The 17,999-nt window shown below is 64.6% G+C and carries 17 protein-coding genes; 2 read left to right on the top strand and 15 right to left on the bottom strand.

What is annotated here, in order from left to right:
• Positions 1 to 2: 2 nt before the first annotated feature.
• From pyrC to AO684_RS03755, 14 genes are all read right to left on the bottom strand, one after another.
• Complete coding sequence (gene pyrC / locus AO684_RS03815) at positions 3 to 1,277, bottom strand: dihydroorotase (RefSeq protein WP_054301415.1); 1,275 nt, start codon at positions 1,275 to 1,277, stop codon at positions 3 to 5.
• A gap of 42 nt (positions 1,278 to 1,319) precedes the next feature.
• Positions 1,320 to 1,442 (bottom strand): hypothetical protein, encoded by a 123-nt coding sequence (locus AO684_RS22480; RefSeq protein ID WP_255349794.1) that lies wholly within the window; start codon positions 1,440 to 1,442, stop codon positions 1,320 to 1,322.
• A complete protein-coding gene (locus AO684_RS03810) occupies positions 1,439 to 1,933 on the bottom strand; it encodes a hypothetical protein (protein ID WP_054301414.1) in 495 nt (164 codons plus the stop codon). The genes AO684_RS22480 and AO684_RS03810 overlap by 4 nt, the downstream gene beginning before the upstream one ends.
• Positions 1,930 to 2,385 (bottom strand): hypothetical protein, encoded by a 456-nt coding sequence (locus AO684_RS03805; RefSeq protein ID WP_054301413.1) that lies wholly within the window; start codon positions 2,383 to 2,385, stop codon positions 1,930 to 1,932. Before AO684_RS03805 ends, AO684_RS03810 begins: the two co-directional genes overlap by 4 nt.
• Positions 2,382 to 3,344, bottom strand: a complete 963-nt coding sequence (locus AO684_RS03800; protein ID WP_054301412.1) for an aspartate carbamoyltransferase catalytic subunit — start codon at positions 3,342 to 3,344, stop codon at positions 2,382 to 2,384. The genes AO684_RS03805 and AO684_RS03800 overlap by 4 nt, the downstream gene beginning before the upstream one ends.
• Before the next feature lie 78 nt (positions 3,345 to 3,422).
• Positions 3,423 to 6,110, bottom strand: coding sequence for a calcium-binding protein (locus AO684_RS03795; protein ID WP_054301411.1), 2,688 nt, complete (start codon positions 6,108 to 6,110; stop codon positions 3,423 to 3,425).
• A 177-nt stretch (positions 6,111 to 6,287) separates the two neighbouring features.
• Complete coding sequence (locus AO684_RS03790) at positions 6,288 to 7,721, bottom strand: mannitol dehydrogenase family protein (RefSeq protein WP_054301410.1); 1,434 nt, start codon at positions 7,719 to 7,721, stop codon at positions 6,288 to 6,290.
• Between the two features lie 2 nt (positions 7,722 to 7,723).
• Positions 7,724 to 8,494, bottom strand: a complete 771-nt coding sequence (locus AO684_RS03785) for an L-iditol 2-dehydrogenase (RefSeq protein ID WP_054301409.1) — start codon at positions 8,492 to 8,494, stop codon at positions 7,724 to 7,726.
• On the bottom strand, positions 8,494 to 9,489 hold the full coding sequence (locus AO684_RS03780; protein ID WP_054301408.1) for an ABC transporter ATP-binding protein: 996 nt from the start codon (positions 9,487 to 9,489) through the stop codon (positions 8,494 to 8,496). Before AO684_RS03780 ends, AO684_RS03785 begins: the two co-directional genes overlap by 1 nt.
• An 8-nt stretch (positions 9,490 to 9,497) precedes the next feature.
• Positions 9,498 to 10,328, bottom strand: a complete 831-nt coding sequence (locus AO684_RS03775) for a carbohydrate ABC transporter permease (RefSeq protein ID WP_054301407.1) — start codon at positions 10,326 to 10,328, stop codon at positions 9,498 to 9,500.
• A gap of 3 nt (positions 10,329 to 10,331) precedes the next feature.
• Positions 10,332 to 11,204 carry a carbohydrate ABC transporter permease gene (locus AO684_RS03770; RefSeq protein ID WP_054301406.1) on the bottom strand — a complete coding sequence of 291 codons (873 nt, stop codon included), beginning with the start codon at positions 11,202 to 11,204 and terminating at the stop codon, positions 10,332 to 10,334.
• 91 nt (positions 11,205 to 11,295) lie between these two features.
• Positions 11,296 to 12,603, bottom strand: coding sequence for a sugar ABC transporter substrate-binding protein (locus AO684_RS03765; protein WP_054301450.1), 1,308 nt, complete (start codon positions 12,601 to 12,603; stop codon positions 11,296 to 11,298).
• A 119-nt stretch (positions 12,604 to 12,722) separates the two neighbouring features.
• Positions 12,723 to 13,679 (bottom strand): sugar-binding transcriptional regulator, encoded by a 957-nt coding sequence (locus AO684_RS03760; protein ID WP_054301405.1) that lies wholly within the window; start codon positions 13,677 to 13,679, stop codon positions 12,723 to 12,725.
• Positions 13,676 to 14,356: an HAD family phosphatase gene (locus tag AO684_RS03755; RefSeq protein WP_054301404.1), complete on the bottom strand. Its 681-nt coding sequence runs from the start codon at positions 14,354 to 14,356 to the stop codon at positions 13,676 to 13,678. The genes AO684_RS03760 and AO684_RS03755 overlap by 4 nt, the downstream gene beginning before the upstream one ends.
• An 80-nt stretch (positions 14,357 to 14,436) precedes the next feature.
• Between AO684_RS03755 and AO684_RS03750 the strand changes: the two genes are divergently transcribed.
• A complete protein-coding gene (locus AO684_RS03750) occupies positions 14,437 to 15,258 on the top strand; it encodes a uracil-DNA glycosylase family protein (RefSeq protein WP_054301403.1) in 822 nt (273 codons plus the stop codon).
• Here AO684_RS03750 and AO684_RS03745 read toward each other — a convergent pair whose 3' ends face one another.
• Positions 15,259 to 16,173 (bottom strand): DMT family transporter, encoded by a 915-nt coding sequence (locus AO684_RS03745; RefSeq protein ID WP_108128724.1) that lies wholly within the window; start codon positions 16,171 to 16,173, stop codon positions 15,259 to 15,261. It abuts the gene before it with no gap.
• A gap of 113 nt (positions 16,174 to 16,286) precedes the next feature.
• Here AO684_RS03745 and ade point away from each other — a divergent pair, with 113 nt between their 5' ends.
• Positions 16,287 to 17,987, top strand: a complete 1,701-nt coding sequence (ade, locus tag AO684_RS03740) for an adenine deaminase (RefSeq protein ID WP_054301401.1) — start codon at positions 16,287 to 16,289, stop codon at positions 17,985 to 17,987.
• Positions 17,988 to 17,999 lie beyond the last annotated feature (12 nt).

Genomic DNA, 17,999 nt, shown 5'->3' with positions numbered 1-17,999 from the left:
CGTTATTCTCCTGCCGCAAAGACACGGGTGCCGCCCACCCATGTGGCGAGCACCTTACCCTCCATCCGCTGCCCGTCAAAGGGGGTGTTCTTTGACTTGGAGCGCAGGGTGAAACGGTCCAGCACGAAGGGCGCATCCGGGTCGAACAGCACCAGATCGGCGGGGGCGCCTGTTGCCAGCCGGCCCTGCGGCAGACCCAGACGCCGCGCGGGGTTGAGGCTGAGCGCGCGCCAAAGCTGTGGCAGGCTCAGGTGCCCGGCGTGGTAAAGGCGCATTGCGGCGGGCAGCAGGGTTTCAAGTCCGACAGCGCCCGAGGCGGCCTCTTCATAGGGCAGGCGCTTGCTTTCTTCGTCGGCAGGGGTGTGCATGGAACAGATCACGTCGATCAGCCCCGACCCCACTGCCTCGACCATGGCCAGACGGTCCTCCTCGGACCGCAGCGGCGGGGTCATGCGGAAGAAGGTGCGATAGTCGCCCACGTCGATCTCGTTCAGCGTCAGGTGATGGATCGACACCCCCGCCGTCACGTCGAACCCGTTCTTCCGCGCGCGCTCCAGTGCGGGCAGGGTGCGGGCGCAGGTGATCTGGTCGGCGTGATAGCGCACGCCGGTCATCTCGACCAAGCCGATGTCGCGGTCAAAACCCATGCGTTCCGCCATCGGATGCACACCCGGCAGACCGCGCAGAGAGGCGAACTTGCCGCTGGTCACGGCGGCGCCTTTCGACAGGCCGGGTTCCTGCGGATGGCCGATCACCAGCGCGCCAAGGCTGCGGGCATAGGTGAAGGCCCGCCCCAGCGCCTTGGTATCGGTGCTGACCGCATCGGCATCGGTGAAGGCAACCGCGCCCGCATCCAGAAGAAAGCCGATCTCGGTCATCTCGTGGCCCTGACGGCCCTTGGTCAGCGCGGCCATGTGGCGGATGCGCACCGGGCTGGCTTCGGCCGCGCGGCGCGTCACGAATTCCAGCACCTCGGGCGTGTCGATGGCGGGCGCGGTATCGGGGCGTGCGATGATTGTCGTCACCCCGCCCGCCGCCGCCGCCAGCCCGGCGGACCGAAAGCTTTCGCGGTGCCGTTCGCCCGGCTCGCCGATCTTGACGCCAAGATCCACGATGCCGGGGGCAAGACATTTGCCGCCGCAATCCACGATCTCGGCCCCTTCGGGCGCGGGTTCGTTCACTGCGACGATCTGCCCGCCGCGCAGCGTCAGGCTGCCGGGTGCATCGGTCAGCGCCTCGGGGTCGATCAGGCGGGCATTGGTGAAATGCAGGGTCATGTCATGCCCTCCGGGGGTAGGATTGAAATGCAGGGGCGGGCATCAGCCAGACCCCAGCACGAAAACGAGAGTGAAAAGCCCGAGGAACACCAGAACGGCGACGGCCACCATGCCGCCGGCGCGCATTTCCTCTTTCGTGGGCTTGCGGTTCGGATCGGGTTTCATGCCGCCCCCCTTTGCACCTGCCGGATCAGCGCCAGCACCTGCGCACCTTCGTCGATGCGGTCGAAGGTCAGGCTTTCGGTCACCGCGCCGCGCGGGCCGGTCATCTGCTGGCGCAGCGTGATGGTGGCGGGATCGCCCTCGCTGTCGACGATGGTGGCGGGGCTCAGCGTCAGCGCCTGTTCCTGCACCCCGGCCAGCGGCCAGTGCATCGCCACGATGGCGCGGCGGTCGGTCAGCGTGTAGCGCGCGAACTTCGCCCGCAGGCGCGGCTGATAGGCCCGCCAGAACGCGAGTTTCAGGCCAACAACCAGAAAGGGCAGGCCGAACAGCCAGAAGGCGCCCTGTTCCAGCGCCTTGGTCATCCAGAAGAGCGAAAAAGCGATGAAGGCGAGGCCAAAGATCATTTCGCCGGGCCGCGAGACATCCAGAAGGCCGCCCGGCTCGGGCCGCCCTTCCCACAGGATACGCTCGCCCGGCTGCAAATCGGTCATGCCCGCCCGCCCCGTGCCGCTTCGATCCGCGCACGGGTGGCGGCGCCGTCGCGCAGGTATTTCATCAGGAATTTCTCGCCCGAGCGGGTGATGACGACCAGATCGCCGAACACCGGCTTCACATCGGCGATATCACCCAGCGGGATCGCCTGCCCGGCGGGGCCCAAAAGCCGCCGGTCAGTCAGCCGCCATTCCGCCGCCAGCGCCTCGGAGGCGAGCCAGCCTGACCGCAGGCCCAGCGCCAGCACCGCCGCGACCGGCCCGATCCATGGATAGGGGTTGCCAAGCGCCAGCAGCGCGGCCCCGGCCAGCGTGCCGAAAACCACCACAAGGATCAGGGTGTTGCGCCAGTAGACCGTGCGGTCAGCGCGAAAGGTTTCCACCAGCCGCTCACCTTCGGCCAGCGGCTGCGGACCGCGAAACAGGCTGTCGCGGGCGGGGCCATCGGTCATACCATGGTCTCCGCCGCCTTTGCGCCGCGTTCGGCGCGCAGGTTGCGGGCCAGGAGGTCCATGCAGGCCATGCGCACCGCGACGCCCATCTCTACCTGATCCTGAATCACGCTGCGGTTGATGTCGTCGGCCAGCTCGCCGTCGATCTCCACCCCGCGGTTCATCGGGCCGGGATGCATGATGATGGCATCCGGCGCGGCAACCGACAGCTTTTCCCCGTCCAGACCGTAGCGGTGATAGTATTCGCGCTCGGACGGGATAAAGCCGCCGTCCATCCGTTCTTTCTGAAGCCGCAGCATCATCACCACATCGGCGCCCTTCAGCCCCTCGCGCATGTCGTCGAAGACCTCGCAGCCGAATTCGGCCACGCCGGACGGCATGAGCGTTGGCGGCCCGATCAGCCGCACGCGGTTTTCCATCTTGCCCAGAAGGATCAGGTTCGAGCGCGCCACCCGGCTGTGCGCGATGTCGCCGCAGATCGCCACGGTCAGCCGCTGGATGCGACCCTTGGCACGGCGGATGGTCAGCGCATCCAGCAGCGCCTGCGTCGGATGTTCATGCTTGCCGTCGCCCGCGTTCAGCACGGCGCAATTCACCTTGCTGGCCAAAAGGTTGACTGCGCCCGAGTTCGGATGCCGCACCACCAGCAGGTCGGGGTGCATCGCGTTCAGCGTCAGCGCGGTGTCGATCAGCGTCTCGCCCTTCTTCACGCTCGACTGCGCAACGCTCATGTTCATCACATCGGCGCCAAGGCGCTTGCCCGCCAGCTCGAAACTCGCCTGCGTGCGGGTCGAGTTTTCGAAGAACATGTTGATCTGGGTCATCCCCTCCAGCGCGTCAGAGCTTTTGACGGTGCGCCGGTTCAGATCGACATAGCGTTCGGCCAGATCCAGAACGCTGCGGATCTCGTCAGGGGCGAGGTGTTCGATGCCGAGCAGATGACGGGCGCGGAACGACATGGAAACCTCCCTCGGCAGCGGTTGCCGCGTTATAGGCAGCCGGGGAAGGCGGATCAATCGGTGAAATCGGCACAGGTCTCAGCGGATACTGCCCAGGATGTCATCCCACAGGTCTGCCCGCATCTGGAAGGCCTCGTTCAGACTTTCGATGGTCATCAGATTGTTCTTGATGGTCAGGTTCATCTTTTCGAGATCCAGCGACGGGTCGATCAGCAGGCGGTCTTCATCGGGGTTGAAATCCACGAGGTCGATCTTGCCCTTCGTCAGGGCATCCTTGCTGAGCACGAAAGTATCCTCGCCCTCGCCGCCTACCAGTTGTGTCGTGCCGCCATTGGCGACCAGCGTGTCGTTGCCCGCGCCGCCGCGCAGCAACAGCTTGCCGGTGCCGCCGACCAGCATGTCATTGCCGTCGCCGCCGTCCAGCGTGTCATTGCCCGCGTCGCTGACCAGCTTGTCATTGCCTGCCCCCCCTATCAGCCGGTCGTTTCCGGTGCCGCCGGAAATCTGGTCATCGCCCGCGCCGCCGTCGATCTTGTCGTTGCCGGCATTGCCTTCCAGAATGTCATTGCCGCCCAGACCGCGCAGCACATCCTGCCCGACACTGCCGACAATATGGTTGATCTTGCTGGTGCCTTTGGTGATCGCATCGCCCAGATCGGCAAAGATGGTGGCCAGCCCGCCCTTGAAGGCGAAATTCGCATTGTCGAGGAAAGAACTGAGCGTGTCCTTCTTGCCCAGTTCCACCTCGAACAGCGCGATGTCCTTGGAACTCAGCGGATCGTCCAGCGTCACCAGCGCGATGCGCTGCGCCTTGTTGGCCCATTCGATCGCAAGATCGCCGCGCGACGGTTTCAGCCCGATCTGGGCGAAGCCGGAGATATCCAGCACATCGCCGCGCTCATAGCCCTCGATCCGGTCGACGCCGCCGTTCTGGCCGAAGATGAAACGGTCCTTGCCCGCGCCGCCGATCAGCGTGTCGTTGCCCGCCCCGCCTTCCAGCGTATCCGCCCCGGCCCCGCCGCGCAGTTCATCCGCGCCGTCGCCGCCCGAGAGGCGGTCATTGCCTTCGTCACCGAACAAAACGTCATTGCCCGCATCGCCGGACAGCACATCGTTGCCAGATCCGCCCAGCAGCCGGTCCTTGCCCGCGCCGCCCGAAAGATCGTCATTGCCGCCATTGCCGCGCAATACATCGTTGCCATCCAGACCGACCAGCTTGTCCGCCGCAGCCTTGCCCACCAGCACATCATCGCCCGAGGTGCCGATGCTCTTGTCCGTCGGCTTGATAATCGTGTCGGTCAGATGGGTCGCAAGCTGAGCCACACCGTTCGATAGTTCGACCAGCGCGGTCTTGGTCGCATCGCTGACAATGATGTTCTTGCCGCTGGTGTTGAGATACCCCTCCAGCCCGTCCATCAGCTTGATCAGATTGCCACCCAGCTTGATCATTGCGGAAACTCCTGTCGCGGCGGGTTGCCTGATGCTGAGTGCATCGGTGCCAAAGGTGAAATCGGTGATCTTGTCTGGCCCGTTGGTGGCCCCCGGCGTGATGACAAAGACATCCTTGCCGTCACCGCCGGTCAGGGTATCGACACCCTCGCCGCCATCCAGCGTATCCTTGCCCGCCGCACCGGACAGCAGGTCAGCCCCCTTGCCGCCTTCCAGCAGGTTTCCCTTGTGGTCGCCCGCGATGGTGTCATTGCGCGATGTGCCGGTGACATTCTCGAAGTTACGGATCGAGTCTGTGTCGTTGCCATCCCTGGCAAAGCCCTCCGCCAGATCGACCTCGACCCCCAGATCCGGGTCAGGGCGTTCGCCGTTAAAGGCCTCCCACGAGGTTTCCAGCAGATCGTCAAAGGCGTCGGTCAGGTGAAATTCGGTCACCAGCGTATCGACACCGCCCCGCCCGTCCAGCGTGTCGTCATCCAGCCCGCCCGAGATCGCATTGGCCTTGTTGTCACCCTTGATGATGTCCTTGCTGGGTGACCCCAGGATATTCTCGATCCCCTTCAGCGAGGTGACGATGGTTGCGTAATCCTCGTAATAGCCACCGCGGGTCTGCACGGTGCCCGCCTTCAGGTCCGCGCGGATCGCCGTGAGGTCATCGGGGAAAAGCGAGCCGCCAGAGCCCCGGCCATAACCGATCCAGTCGATCCCCCCACGCCCGTTGACCGTATCGCTGCCGCCCTCGCTGAGGTCGTAGAACTCCACCTCGCCATCGCTGCCGCTGATGATGTCATTGCCTTCCGATCCGATCACGGCCTCGAAGTTGCGCAGGCTGTCGGTGTAGCCACCCCAGTTCGTGATCGAAAAGCTGAAATGCTTGGTGCCGACGGCCTTGCCGTTGTCCCAGATCGTCGAGGATTCTTCCTGCACGATGTCACGGCCCTGCCAGGATGCAGTTCCGGCGGCCAGATCGACATTGGCGTAGTAACGCGGATAGGGCAGATCGAACTCCCATCCATAAAGCTCACCCTCTGCAAAGGTGTCGATGCGGAAATCCAGCAGGTCGAAGCCTGCGCCGCCTTCTACGTCATCATCGCCGCTGCTGACCTGAAACACATCGTCACCCGCGCCCAGATCGACGGTGAACCGGCCGTTGAAGGTGGGGGTGGCGATCCGGTAGTCATACCAGCTGCCAGTCCAGACCCGTTCCAGTTCGAACGGGATCATCCGGCCGCCGGATACGAAATCATCGGCTTCGCCCAGCGTCACAGAAGTATCGTCGGATGTGAGCCAGCTATGGGCCATGTCTCTGATCGGCATTCTGGTCCCCCTTCATGGCGGGTGGAAAAGGCAAGGCCTTCGGATCAATGCATCGCGATAGAACTGAACTGGAAGACCCCGGGCCTGCCGGGGTCTTTAAAGCGTAACGCGATGCCGGGCGGACGGGCAAGTGTCTTGGGCCAAAGCCTCCCCTGATCAGGGGAGGCAGGGCGCTGTTCAGCTTGCCAGATAGGCGCGCAGCGTCGCTTCGGTGCCCTGTGTCGCAAGGCTGCGCAGCCAATGCGCGAAATCCGCCGCGAATCCTGCATGGTCGGCCAGATCGCCATAGATCGTGCGCTGTTCCAGCCAGACATGCGGCTGTTCCTGCGCCTGCCGGGCAAGCCCTTGCAGCACGTCCCAGTTCGGGTCGTTGGGTGCGATTTCGGCGCCGCTGTCGGTGCGGCCCGCGCAATACCGGCACCACATCGCCGAAACCAGCGCCAGCCCCCGCGCCGGACGCCCCGCCGCCAGCGCATCACGCACCGAGGGGATGATGAACTTCGGCTGCCGGTTGGACCCGTCGAGGCAGAGCCTGCGTTCGGTATCCGCCACCTCCGGATTGGCAAAGCGCGCGCGGATCAGATCGAAATAGGCCGGGATATCGGTATCGGGTACCGGCGGCACATAAGGGATGACCGCCTCGCGCTCCACCTTGTCCAGCAGGGCGGAAATCAGCGGATGTGCCATTGCCTCGTGCACATATTCAATGTCCATCAGCCCGCCCGGATAGGCGATGATCGCGTGTCCGCCGTTAAGGATGCGGATCTTCATCATCTCATAGGCATGAACATGGTCAGAGAAGGTGACGCCCACCTGTTCCAGCGGCGGGCGGCCTGCGGGGAAATGGTCTTCCACCACCCATTGCCGGAACGGCTCACACGTCACCGGCACCGGATCGTCTGCCAGACCGAAGCTCGCCGCCATGGCACGTTCGCGCGGGCCGGTGGCGGGGGTGATGCGGTCCACCATCGCATTGGGGAAGGCGACATGCGTGTCGATCCAGCCAGCAAGCTCGGGGTCTGAAAGGCGGGCAAGACCGACCACGGCGGCGCGGGTGACATGGCCGTTGCCCGGCAGGTTGTCGCAGCACATGACGGTGAAGGGCGGCACGCCCGCCGCCCGCCGGGCTTTCAGCGCCGCGACGATGGCGCCGAAGGCGGTGCCCGGCGCGTCGGGATTTGCGGCATCGGCCATGATCTCGGGTGCGGCGGGGTCGAATTGGCCAGTGGCCGCGTTGATGAAATAGCCGCCCTCCGTCACCGTCAGGCTGACAATGCGGATTTCGGGCTGGGTCATCGCGGCGATCAGGCTGGCATTGCCCGCTTCGACTGGCAGGAAGTCGATCATGCTGCCGACACGACGGCAGGTCTTTCCTGCCGGATCAAGCTCGATCACCGTTGAAAGGCAATCCTGCCCCTTCAGCGCATCCCGCATCTTTGCATCCGGCGCGCGCACCCCGGCGCCGAGGATCGCCCAGTCATGCCCGAGGCCGAGGTTGAACAGGTCGTCCAGATAGACGGCCATATGCGCGCGGTGAAAATTGCCCAGCCCGATATGGACGATGCCAGGGGTCAGCTTGCTGCGGTCGTAGCGCGGAGTTTCTACAGTCATGGTCAGGCCATCCAGTTGCCGCCGTCCACGCCGAAGCACTGGGCGACGATGTAATCGGCTTCCGGCGTGGCGAGGAAGATCGCCATGCCCGTCAGATCCTGCGCCGTGCCCATGCGCCCGAAGGGCACGGCAGCGCCGACCTCGCGTTTCTTCTGGCCGGGGGGCTTGCCTTCAAAGCGGGCGAACAGGCTGTCGACATGATCCCAATGTTCGCCGTCCACCACGCCGGGGGCGATGGCATTGACGTTGATGCCATGCGCGATGAGGTTCAGACCGGCGCTTTGGGTCAGGCTGATGACGGCGGCTTTCGAGGCGCAATAGATCGCCACGAGGCTTTCGCCGCGCCGTCCGGCCTGACTGGCCATGTTGATGATCTTGCCGCCTTCGCCCCGGTCGATCATGTGCCGCGCCGCCGCCTGCATGCAGAACAGCGTGCCCGCGACATTGACCGCGAAGATGCGGTCGTAATCGGCGCGGGTGATCTCGGCGATGGGCTGGGCGGTGAACAGCGCCGCATTGTTCACAAGGATGTCGAGCTTGCCCATCCGCGCGATGGCGCTGGCGAAACCGGCCTCGATGCTGGCCTGATCTGTCACATCCATCTGCACCGCATGGGCCTGCGGACCAAGCTTCGCCGCTGCGGCTTCGGCGGCAGCCGCATTGACGTCGGCCAGCGTCACCGTCGCGCCCTCGGCGATATAGGCGCGGGCGAACTCCAGCCCGATGCCGCGTGCTGCCCCGGTGATCAGGGCCGTTTTCCCCGCCAGCCGCATCAAAGTGCCATCCCGTTGGCGTCGAAGCGGTAAAGTTTGTCGGCGGGCGGCAGAAGGCTGATGGCCTGGCCATGATGCAACCCGCGTTCACCCGGGACCCGCACCGTCAGATCGCCCACGCCTTCCACAGCGACCTTGAGGAAGGTATCCGACCCCAGATGCTCCGCCAGCCCGATCACGCCCTTCCACGGGCCATCCGCCGTGACTTCCAGATGTTCGGGCCGCACACCAAGGGTGGCACAGCCGTGCCTGTCGGCCTCGGCCCCGGTGATGAAGTTCATCTTCGGGCTGCCGATGAAGCCTGCGACAAACAGGTTGCGCGGGCTGCGATACAGCTCCAGCGGGGAACCCACCTGTTCGATCCGGCCCGCGTTCAGCACCACGATCTTGTCGGCCATGGTCATGGCCTCCACCTGGTCGTGGGTGACGTAGATCATCGTGGTTTTCAGCGTCTGGTGCAGCTCGCTGATTTCCTGCCGCATCGTGACGCGCAGCGCCGCATCGAGGTTCGACAGCGGTTCGTCGAACAGGAAAGCCGCCGGTTCGCGCACGATGGCGCGGCCAATGGCGACGCGCTGGCGCTGACCGCCCGACAACTGCCCCGGACGGCGATCCAGATAGCTGGAAAGGTTGAGGATACGCGCCGCGTTTTCAACCTTCCGGTCCTGTTCGGCCTGCGGCATCTTCGCCATCTTCAGCGGGAAGGCGATGTTCTTCCTGACCGACATATGTGGGTAAAGCGCATAGCTTTGAAACACCATCGCAAGGCCGCGTTCGGCCGGGGCCGCATCGGTGGCATTGCGTCCGTCGATCTCGATCTTGCCCGAGGAGATGTCCTCAAGCCCGGCGATCAGCCGCAGCAGGGTGGACTTGCCGCACCCCGAGGGGCCGACGAAGACCACGAATTCGCCATCGTTGATCGTCAGATCCAGCGGCGGGATGACATTCACGTCGCCGAAGCTTTTCGTGATCGAGGAAAGGGTAATCTGTCCCATGGGTTACCTCACTTCACCGCGCCGAAGGTCAGGCCGCGGACGAGTTGTTTCTGGCTGAACCAGCCGAGGATAAGGATCGGCGCAATGGCCATGGTCGAGGCCGCCGAAAGTTTCGCGTAGAACAGCCCCTCGGGCGACGAATAGCTGGCGATGAACTGGGTCAGCGGCGCCGCGTTCGAAGTGGTCAGTTGCAGGGTCCAGAACGCCTCGTTCCAGGCCAGGATGATGTTCAGAAGCAGAGTCGAGGCGATGCCGGGCACGGCCATCGGCGTCAGGATGTAAAGGATTTCCGACCGCAGGTTGGCGCCGTCCATCCGCGCCGCCTCAAGGATCTCGCCGGGGATTTCCTTGAAGTAGGTGTAAAGCATCCAGACCACGATCGGCAGATTGATCAGCGTCAGCACCACGACCAGCCCGATGCGGGTGTCCAGGAGGCCGAAATCGCGGAACATCAGATACATCGGCACCAGCACGCCCACGGCGGGCATCATCTTGGTCGACAGCATCCACATCAGCAGATCCTTGGTGCGTTTGCCGGGCACGAAGGCCATTGACCAGGCGGCCGGAATGGCGATCAACAGCGCCAGCAGGGTGGAACCCAGCGACAGGACGACCGAGTTCCAGAAATGCTTCAGGTAGTTCGAGCGTTCCTGCACCTCGTGATAGCTTTCCATCGTCCAGGTCGAGGTCAGCACATCCAGCGGCGCCTTGATGGCGTCGCCCTCGGATTTGAAGCTGAGGATGATGGTCCAGAGGATCGGAAAGAAGATCAGGAAGCCGATGGTCCAGGCCGCGACCGTGACGACGGCCTGCCGGGTGGCGGTAGATTTGCGCGACATGGCTCAGGTCTCCAGGTTCTTGCCGATCATCCGCATCAGGAAGATCGCAACGATATTGGCCAGGATCACGGCGATGATGCCGCCCGCGCTGCCGCCGCCCACGTCATAGTTCAGCAGCGATTGCGCATAGACGAGGTAGGGCAGGTTGGTCGAAGCCGTGCCGGGGCCGCCGTTGGTGGTGACAAGGATTTCGGCAAAGACCGACAGCAGGAAGATGGTCTGGATCAGCACGACCACGGTGATCGACCGCGTCAGATGCGGCACCGTCAGATAGATGAAGCGGTTCAGCCAGCTTGCGCCGTCCATCTTGGCCGCCTCCATCTGCTCGCGGTCAAGGCTTTGCAGGGCGGTCAGCAGGATCAGGGTGGCAAAGGGTAGCCAGCTCCACGCGACGATCAGGATGATCGAGGCCAGCGGCGCATGGGACAGGAAGTCGAAGGGCTGCAAGCCAAACGCCTTGGCGATATGGGCGAACATGCCGTTCACGGGGTTCATGAACATGTTCTTCCAGACCAGCGCCGAAACGGTGGGCATCACGAAGAAGGGCGCGATCACCATGACGCGCACGATGCCCTGTCCCCTGAACGGCTGGTCCAGCAGCAACGCCAGTGCCACACCACCGACGACGGTGATAAGCAACACGCCCCCCACCAGCAGGAGCGTGTTCACCAGCGCATCCCAGAAGGCGTGTTGCGTGATGAAGTAGTAATAATTGTCAAAGCCGGTCCAGCTTTCCATGCCGGGCATCAGCAGGTTGTAGCGCAGGAAGCTGAAATAGATGGTCATGCCCAGAGGAACGATCATCCACAGGAACAGCAGGATGACCGCGGGAGAGACCATGAGGCGCGCCGCCGTCCGCGAATGTTCGGTTGCCATGGCGTTTCCTGAATGTCGGAGGGGAATGAAACGGCGGGGCCAGCGGATGTGAGAGGGCCAGCCCCGCCCAGGGAGGAACGACAGGCGTTCCTTACTTGATATAACCCGAGCGGGTCATTTCCGTGGTCACCATGGCCTGCGCCTGTGCCAGTGCATCATCCGCCGAGGTGGTACCCGCCAGCGCGGCCGAGAACATCTGGCCGACAGCGGTGCCAAGGCCCTGGAATTCTGGGATCGCCACGAACTGCACGCCGACATAAGGCACTTCATCCACGGTCGGATGGGTCGGATCGGCCGCGTTGATGCTTTCCAGCGTCATCTTGGCAAACGGCACTTTCTGGTATTCGGCATTCTCATACAGCGAGGTGCGGGTGCCCGGCGGCACGTTGGCCCAGCCCTCTTTCTCGGCGACCAGCGCCAGATACTCTTTCGAGGTTGCCCAGGCGACGAAGGTCTTGGCGGCCTCTTCCTTCTGGGTGCCCGCCGGGATGGCGAGGTTCCAGGCCCAGAGCCAGTTGCCGCGCTTGCCCAGCCCCTTGTCGGGGGCCAGCGCAAAGCCGACCTTGTCGGCCACGGTCGAATCCTTCGGATTGGTCACGAAGCTCGCCGCAACGGTCGCGTCGATCCACATGCCGCACTTGCCCTGCTGGAACAGCGCGAGGTTCTCGTTGAATCCGTTGTTCGACGCGCCGGGCGGGCCGTAGTTGTTCATCAGGTCCAGATAGAAGGTCAGCGTGTCCTTCCAGGGCTGCTGGTCGAACTGGGGTTTCCAGTCCATGTCGAACCACTTGGCTCCGAAGGAATTGGACATGGCGGTCAGGAAGGCCATGTTCTCGCCCCAGCCGGCCTTGCCGCGCAGGCAGATACCATAGACCTCGCCGGCCTTGTCAGTCATCTTTTCGGCGGCTTCCCTGATGAAGTCCCAAGTGGGGGCGTCAGGCATGGTCAGCCCGGCCTTCTCCATCAGGTCGGTGCGATACATCACCATCGAGCTTTCGCCGTAGAACGGTGCCGCGACCAGATTGCCGTCAACGGTCAGGCCACCACGGATGGCAGGCAGCAGATCGTCCACGTCATAATCGGCGGGCAGATCGTTCAGTGGCACCAGCCAGCCCTGCTTGCCCCAGATCGGGGCCTCATAGGTGCCGATGGTCATGACGTCGAACTGGCCGCCCTTGGTGGCGATGTCGGTGGTGACTTTCTGGCGCAGGACGTTTTCTTCCAGCGTTACCCACTCGACCTTGATGTCGGGGTGCTTGGTGTTGAAGTCGTCCATCAGCCCTTGCATGCGGATCATGTCGCCGTTGTTCACGGTGGCGACGGTGATCGTGGTTTCAGCCAGCGCTGCACCCGCGAGCGTAAGCGAAACCGTCGCGCCAAGCATGGCGCGGAGTGTCATGTTCATCAGTGATCCTCCCTGTATGCGAATGAGCAAATCATCGCACTATGGGTAATTGCTCACATGATGGCGCTACCGTCAAGTCCCCGGATTCGCCGCAAATGCGAATGAAACAAGGCTTACGGGCGGTCCAGAATGGCCGTCGCGGTGGCTTCGTCTGTCACCAGACTGTTGATTATGCGCGATTTCATCGCGCCGATGATCGCCGGGACCTTGCTTGCGCCCGCAGCGATGCCGACGGCGGGCCGATCCAGCCCCGGTGTCACCCGCACCCCGCCCGTACGACGGTTGGTGCCCAGATCAAGGTAATTGCCCGCCGAATCGAAAACCCAGCCCGCGACCTCGCCGACGGCGCCCGCCGCCTGCATCTCGTCCAGTTCCGCCCGGCTGACGAATCCATCGGCCAGCAGCGGCGCGTCGTCGGACATCTGCCCGACGCCTACGACCACGACATCTGCCTTGCGCGCAAGCTCCACCACCCGCTGCACCGGGGCAAGCGCGTGGAAGGCGGCGCGTTCCTCCGGGGTGGGGCTGATCACCGGCACCGGCATCGGGTAATGGGGCGCGCGCACCTTGTCGGCAATCCGCATCACCACGTCGAAGAAGCTGGCCGAGCCATCGGGGGCGATATTGCCGATCAGCGATACGAGGCGATGTTGTTCTGCCTCCATCGGGGTCAGCGCATCCACCATGCCGCGCAGCGCCCGCCCGGTGCCAAGAGCGATGACCAGCGGATCAGGCATGCGCAGGAAGCGTTCCATCTCAGCGGCGGCAGCACTGCCGATGGCGGTGACCGGATCGGCCCCCGCCCCCAGAGAGGGCACCACGCGGCAGCGCATCAAGCCAAACCTGTCCTTCAGCGCGGTTTCCAGATCCAGACAGGCGGCGATGCGGTGGTTCAGCCGCACATGGATCAATCCCTCCGCCATCGCCCGGCTGACCAGCCGCTGCGCCCGCTGGCGGCTGATGCCCAGTTCACCCGCGATCTGGTCCTGCGTCATGCCCCCGACGTAGTAAAGCCAGGCCGCCCGCGCGGCATCGTCCTGTGGTGAGGTCTCGGGTTCGGCGCGGCTCATGGCGTGCTCCGTAGGTCGGGGGCGATCCGGTAGAAATCGCCGAAAGAGGCAAAGCGATGATGCGGACGCGCATCTTCGGGTTCGGGCGGGGTATCGGGGCCCATATGGCTGCCGCCGGTGAAACGCCAGACCTCCATCCCCGCCGCAAGGGCAGCGCGCACGCCGGTCAGGCTGTCCTCGATCACAAGGCAGTCTTGCGGCGCGGCGCCCATCCGCGCAGCGGCATGCAGGAACAGGTCAGGTGCGGGCTTGCCGCGCGACACCTCGGATGCGGTGAAGATATGCGGCGCCAGCCGGTCCCACAGCCCCACCAGCCGCAAGGACATTTCCACCCGCCGCGGGCTGGAGGAGGTGGCGACACAGGTCGGGACCGACAGGTCATCCAGCATGTCCGCAACACCCGGCATGATCTTCAGCTCGCGGCCGAACGCCTCCAGCAGCGCCTCGCGGTAGCGGGTTTCAAATTCTGGGGGCAGATCCAGCCCGAATTCGCGCCGGATCGTCGCCATGACGGTCGGATAGCTGCGGCCAAGGAAATGCTGCGACACATAGGGCAGGTCGATCTGCACACCCAGGCGCGACAGTTCGGCAACCAGCATACGGGCGCTGATGATCTCACTGTCGATCAACACGCCGTCACAATCGAGGATCAGAAGCCTGGGAACCCGTCTCGCCATGCCCCGTTCTGGCACAACCGCCTTCGTCGGGCAATCTGGCGCTGTTGCCCCGGAAGGCGGCGGGGCATAGGTTGGCGGATATGGGAATCGACGCCGACATCCTCGCCGACTGGCACGCCTCTGCCGCAGCACTTCAGTGGCTGCACGAACTTGGTGTGACGGAGCCGGTGCTGGATGCGCCGCTGGATCGCTATGATCTGGCCGAACGGGAGGCCCCGCCCGCCCGCGCCGCTGCCCCGGCTCCGGCGCGTGGCCCGGCACAACGGCAGTCGCCCGAACCACCACCCGAGCCGGCGAAGATTGATCCGGTCGCTGTGGCGCGGGAAACGGCGCAGAGCGCGCCGACGCTGGAGGCACTGCGCGAGGCGTTGGGCGCCTATGCGCATTGCGACCTGAAGCGCGGCGCCCGGAATACCGTCTTTGCAGATGGCAACCCCGCCGCCCGCGTCATGGTCATCGGTGAGGCGCCGGGCCGCGACGAGGATATGCAGGGCCTGCCCTTTGTCGGCCGTGCCGGGCAGTTGCTGGACCGCATGTTCGCCGCCATCGGCCTTGGCCGCCAAAGCCCCGACGTGGAGCGCGCGCTTTACATCAGCAATGTCATGCCCTGGCGCCCGCCCTCGAACCGCGAACCCACGCCCGAGGAAATGGCGATGATGGTGCCCTTCCTGCGCCGCCATGTCGAACTGGCCGATCCGGGGGTGATTGTCATCATGGGCAACACGCCCGCTCAGGCGGTGCTGCGTCAGCGGGGTATCACCCGTCTGCGCGGCAAATGGGCCGAGGCCTGGGGCAAGCCTGTGCTGCCGATGCTGCACCCCGCCTACCTCTTGCGCAATCCGCATGCGAAGCGCGACACATGGGCCGACCTGCTGACGCTTCAGGATCACCTCAACGCCTGATCAGGGAGTCATTGCCTTGCGTTGCCGCGCGCGTTCCAGCCCCAGCCGACGTTCGCGCCAGATGATCAGGATGCCCGCCGTGATGATCAGACTGGCCCCGCCCAGCATGGGGAGGGTTGGCACTTCGGCGAAGATGAAATAGCCGATCGCCAGCGCGAACAGCATCGAGGCATAATCGAACGGCGCTACCAGCGAGGCATCAGCCTCACGGTAGCTCGATGTCAGCAGGATCTGCCCGATCCCGCCCAAGAGCCCCGCCATCACCAGAAGCGCCGCCTCTTGCGCCGTGGGCACCACCCAGCCGAACGGCAGCGTGATGAGCGACAGGAGCGTCGAGGTGAGCGAGAACCAGAACACGATGGCGGGTGTCTTTTCGGTGGCCACCATCTTGCGCACGAAGACCTGCGCCAGTGCGGCAAAGACCGCGCCGGTCAGCACCAGCATCGCGCCCATCGCCTGCGCATGATCGACGCCCTCGCGGCTCAGCGTCAGGCGGGGCCAGAGCACGATCAGCACGCCACACATGCCCAGGGCCACGGCGGAAATGCGGAAGGCGCGCACCTCTTCGCCCAGAAACATTGCGGCGAAAACCACGGTCAGCAGCGGCGCGGCATAGCCGATGGCGGTGACCTCGGGTAGCGGCAGCCAGGCCAGACCGGCAAAACCGAAACCCATGGCGCAGGTGCCTGCCACGCCGCGCCAGACATGGCCCATCGGGCTTTGCACCCGCAGCCCGGCGGGAAACTCGCGCCGGGTCAGCAGCCAGACCACGATCACCGGAATGGCAAAGAAGGACCGGAAGAACACGGCCTGCCCGGCGGGCACATGCGCGGCGGTGGCCTTGATCAGCCCCGACATGGTGATGAACACCAGAACGGACAGCAGCTTGTAGGTGATCCCGCGCAGCGGTCGCATGGGGCGTTTCCTTCCTTGGCCCATGGGTGGCATCCCCTGTCAGCAGGTGCAAGCCGGAAACGGCTTGCCGCGCCGCGCGCCCTGCGCTTCACTGCCGGGAAAAGGAGACCGCCATGACCCTGCCGCCGCTTTCTGATGTCATCGCGCAAGGCCGTGGCCTTGCCCCCGCCGATCTGGTGCTGCGCGGCGGGCGGGTGTTCGATGTGATCACGGGCGAATTACTGGAAGGCGATGTCGCAATCTGTGGCGGGCTGATCGTCGGGGTTTTCGACACCTACGAAGGCCGCGAAGTGGTGGATGTAACGGGCAAGATCCTCGTCCCCGGCTTCATCGACACGCATCTGCACATCGAAAGCTCGCTGGTCACGCCCTACGAGTTCGACCGCTGCGTCGGCCCCCATGGCGTGACGACGGCGATCTGCGACCCGCACGAGATTGCCAATGTCTGTGGGCTGGAAGGCATCGGTTATTTCCTCGACGCCTCGGCCCATACCGTCATGGACATCCGGGTAAACCTGTCCTCCTGCGTGCCCTCGACCCATATGGAGACGGCGGGCGCCCTGCTTGAGGCCGCCGATCTCGTGCCGCTGATGAATCATCCCCGCGTCATCGGTCTGGCGGAGTTCATGAACTTCCCCGGTGTGCTGCATCAGGACGCGGGTTGCATGGCGAAGCTTGAGGCGTTTCGCGGCGGCCATATTGATGGCCATGCGCCACTTCTGTCCGGGCGCGACCTGAATGGCTATATCGCCGCCGGTATCCGAACGGAGCATGAGGCGACCACGGCCACCGAGGCGATGGAAAAGCTGCGCAAGGGGATGCGGGTGCTGATCCGCGAGGGCTCGGTCTCTAAAGACCTGCATGCGCTGGCGCCGATGCTGACGGAACGGACCTCGCCCTATTGCTGTTTCTGCACCGATGACCGCAACCCTCTCGATATCGCCGAGCACGGCCATCTGGATTACCTGATCCGCACCGCCATCGCGCTGGGCTGCCCGCCACTGGCCGCTTACCGCGCCGCAAGCCTTTCGGCGGCCGAGGCGTTTGGCCTGAAGGACCGGGGCCTGATCGCGCCGGGCAAGCGGGCCGACATCGTGGTGCTACAGGATCTGGCCACCTGCCGCCCTGAAATGGTGTTCACCGGCGGGGTGCGGGTGGGGGATGCCGCCTTCGCCACCCGCCAGATCGTGCCGCCGGTCGCACGCCATTCGGTGAAGGCGCCGCCGGTGCGCGCCGAGGATTTCCGCACCGGCGGCAACCGCGCCGAAACTCCGGTCATCGGCCTCCTGCCCGGCAAGATCATCACCGAACATCTGACCTATGACATCGCGCCGACCGACGGCGACAAGCGCCCTGACCTCGCGCGCGATCTGGTCAAGATCGCGGTGATCGAACGTCACGGCAAGAACGGCAACCGCGCCACCGGCTTCGTCAAGGGCTTTGGCCTGAAGCGCGGCGCCATCGCCTCGACCGTCTGTCACGATCACCACAATATCGCAGTGGTTGGCGCCGACTATGCCGATATGGCGCTGGCCGCCAACCGGCTGGGCGAGATCGAGGGCGGCTTTGTGGTGACGGAAGGTGGCAAGGTGCTGGCCGAACTCGCGCTGCCCGTCGCCGGGCTGATGAGCCTTCAGCCGTTCGAGGTGGTGCGTGACGAACTGATCACGCTGCGCGCTGCCGCCCGGTCGCTGGGTGTGGAGCTGGAAGAGCCGTTCCTGCAACTCGCCTTCCTTGCGCTGCCGGTGATCCCACATCTGAAGATCACCGACCATGGCATGATCGACGTGGACCGTTTCGAGGTGATGCCCTGAGCGGGCATCACC

The sequence above is a fragment of the Gemmobacter sp. LW-1 genome (genome assembly GCF_001303875.1).
GTDB lineage: Bacteria > Pseudomonadota > Alphaproteobacteria > Rhodobacterales > Rhodobacteraceae > Gemmobacter > Gemmobacter caeni.
Note: the sequence above shows the minus strand (reverse complement) of the source record. Positions and strands in the feature narration are given on the sequence as shown.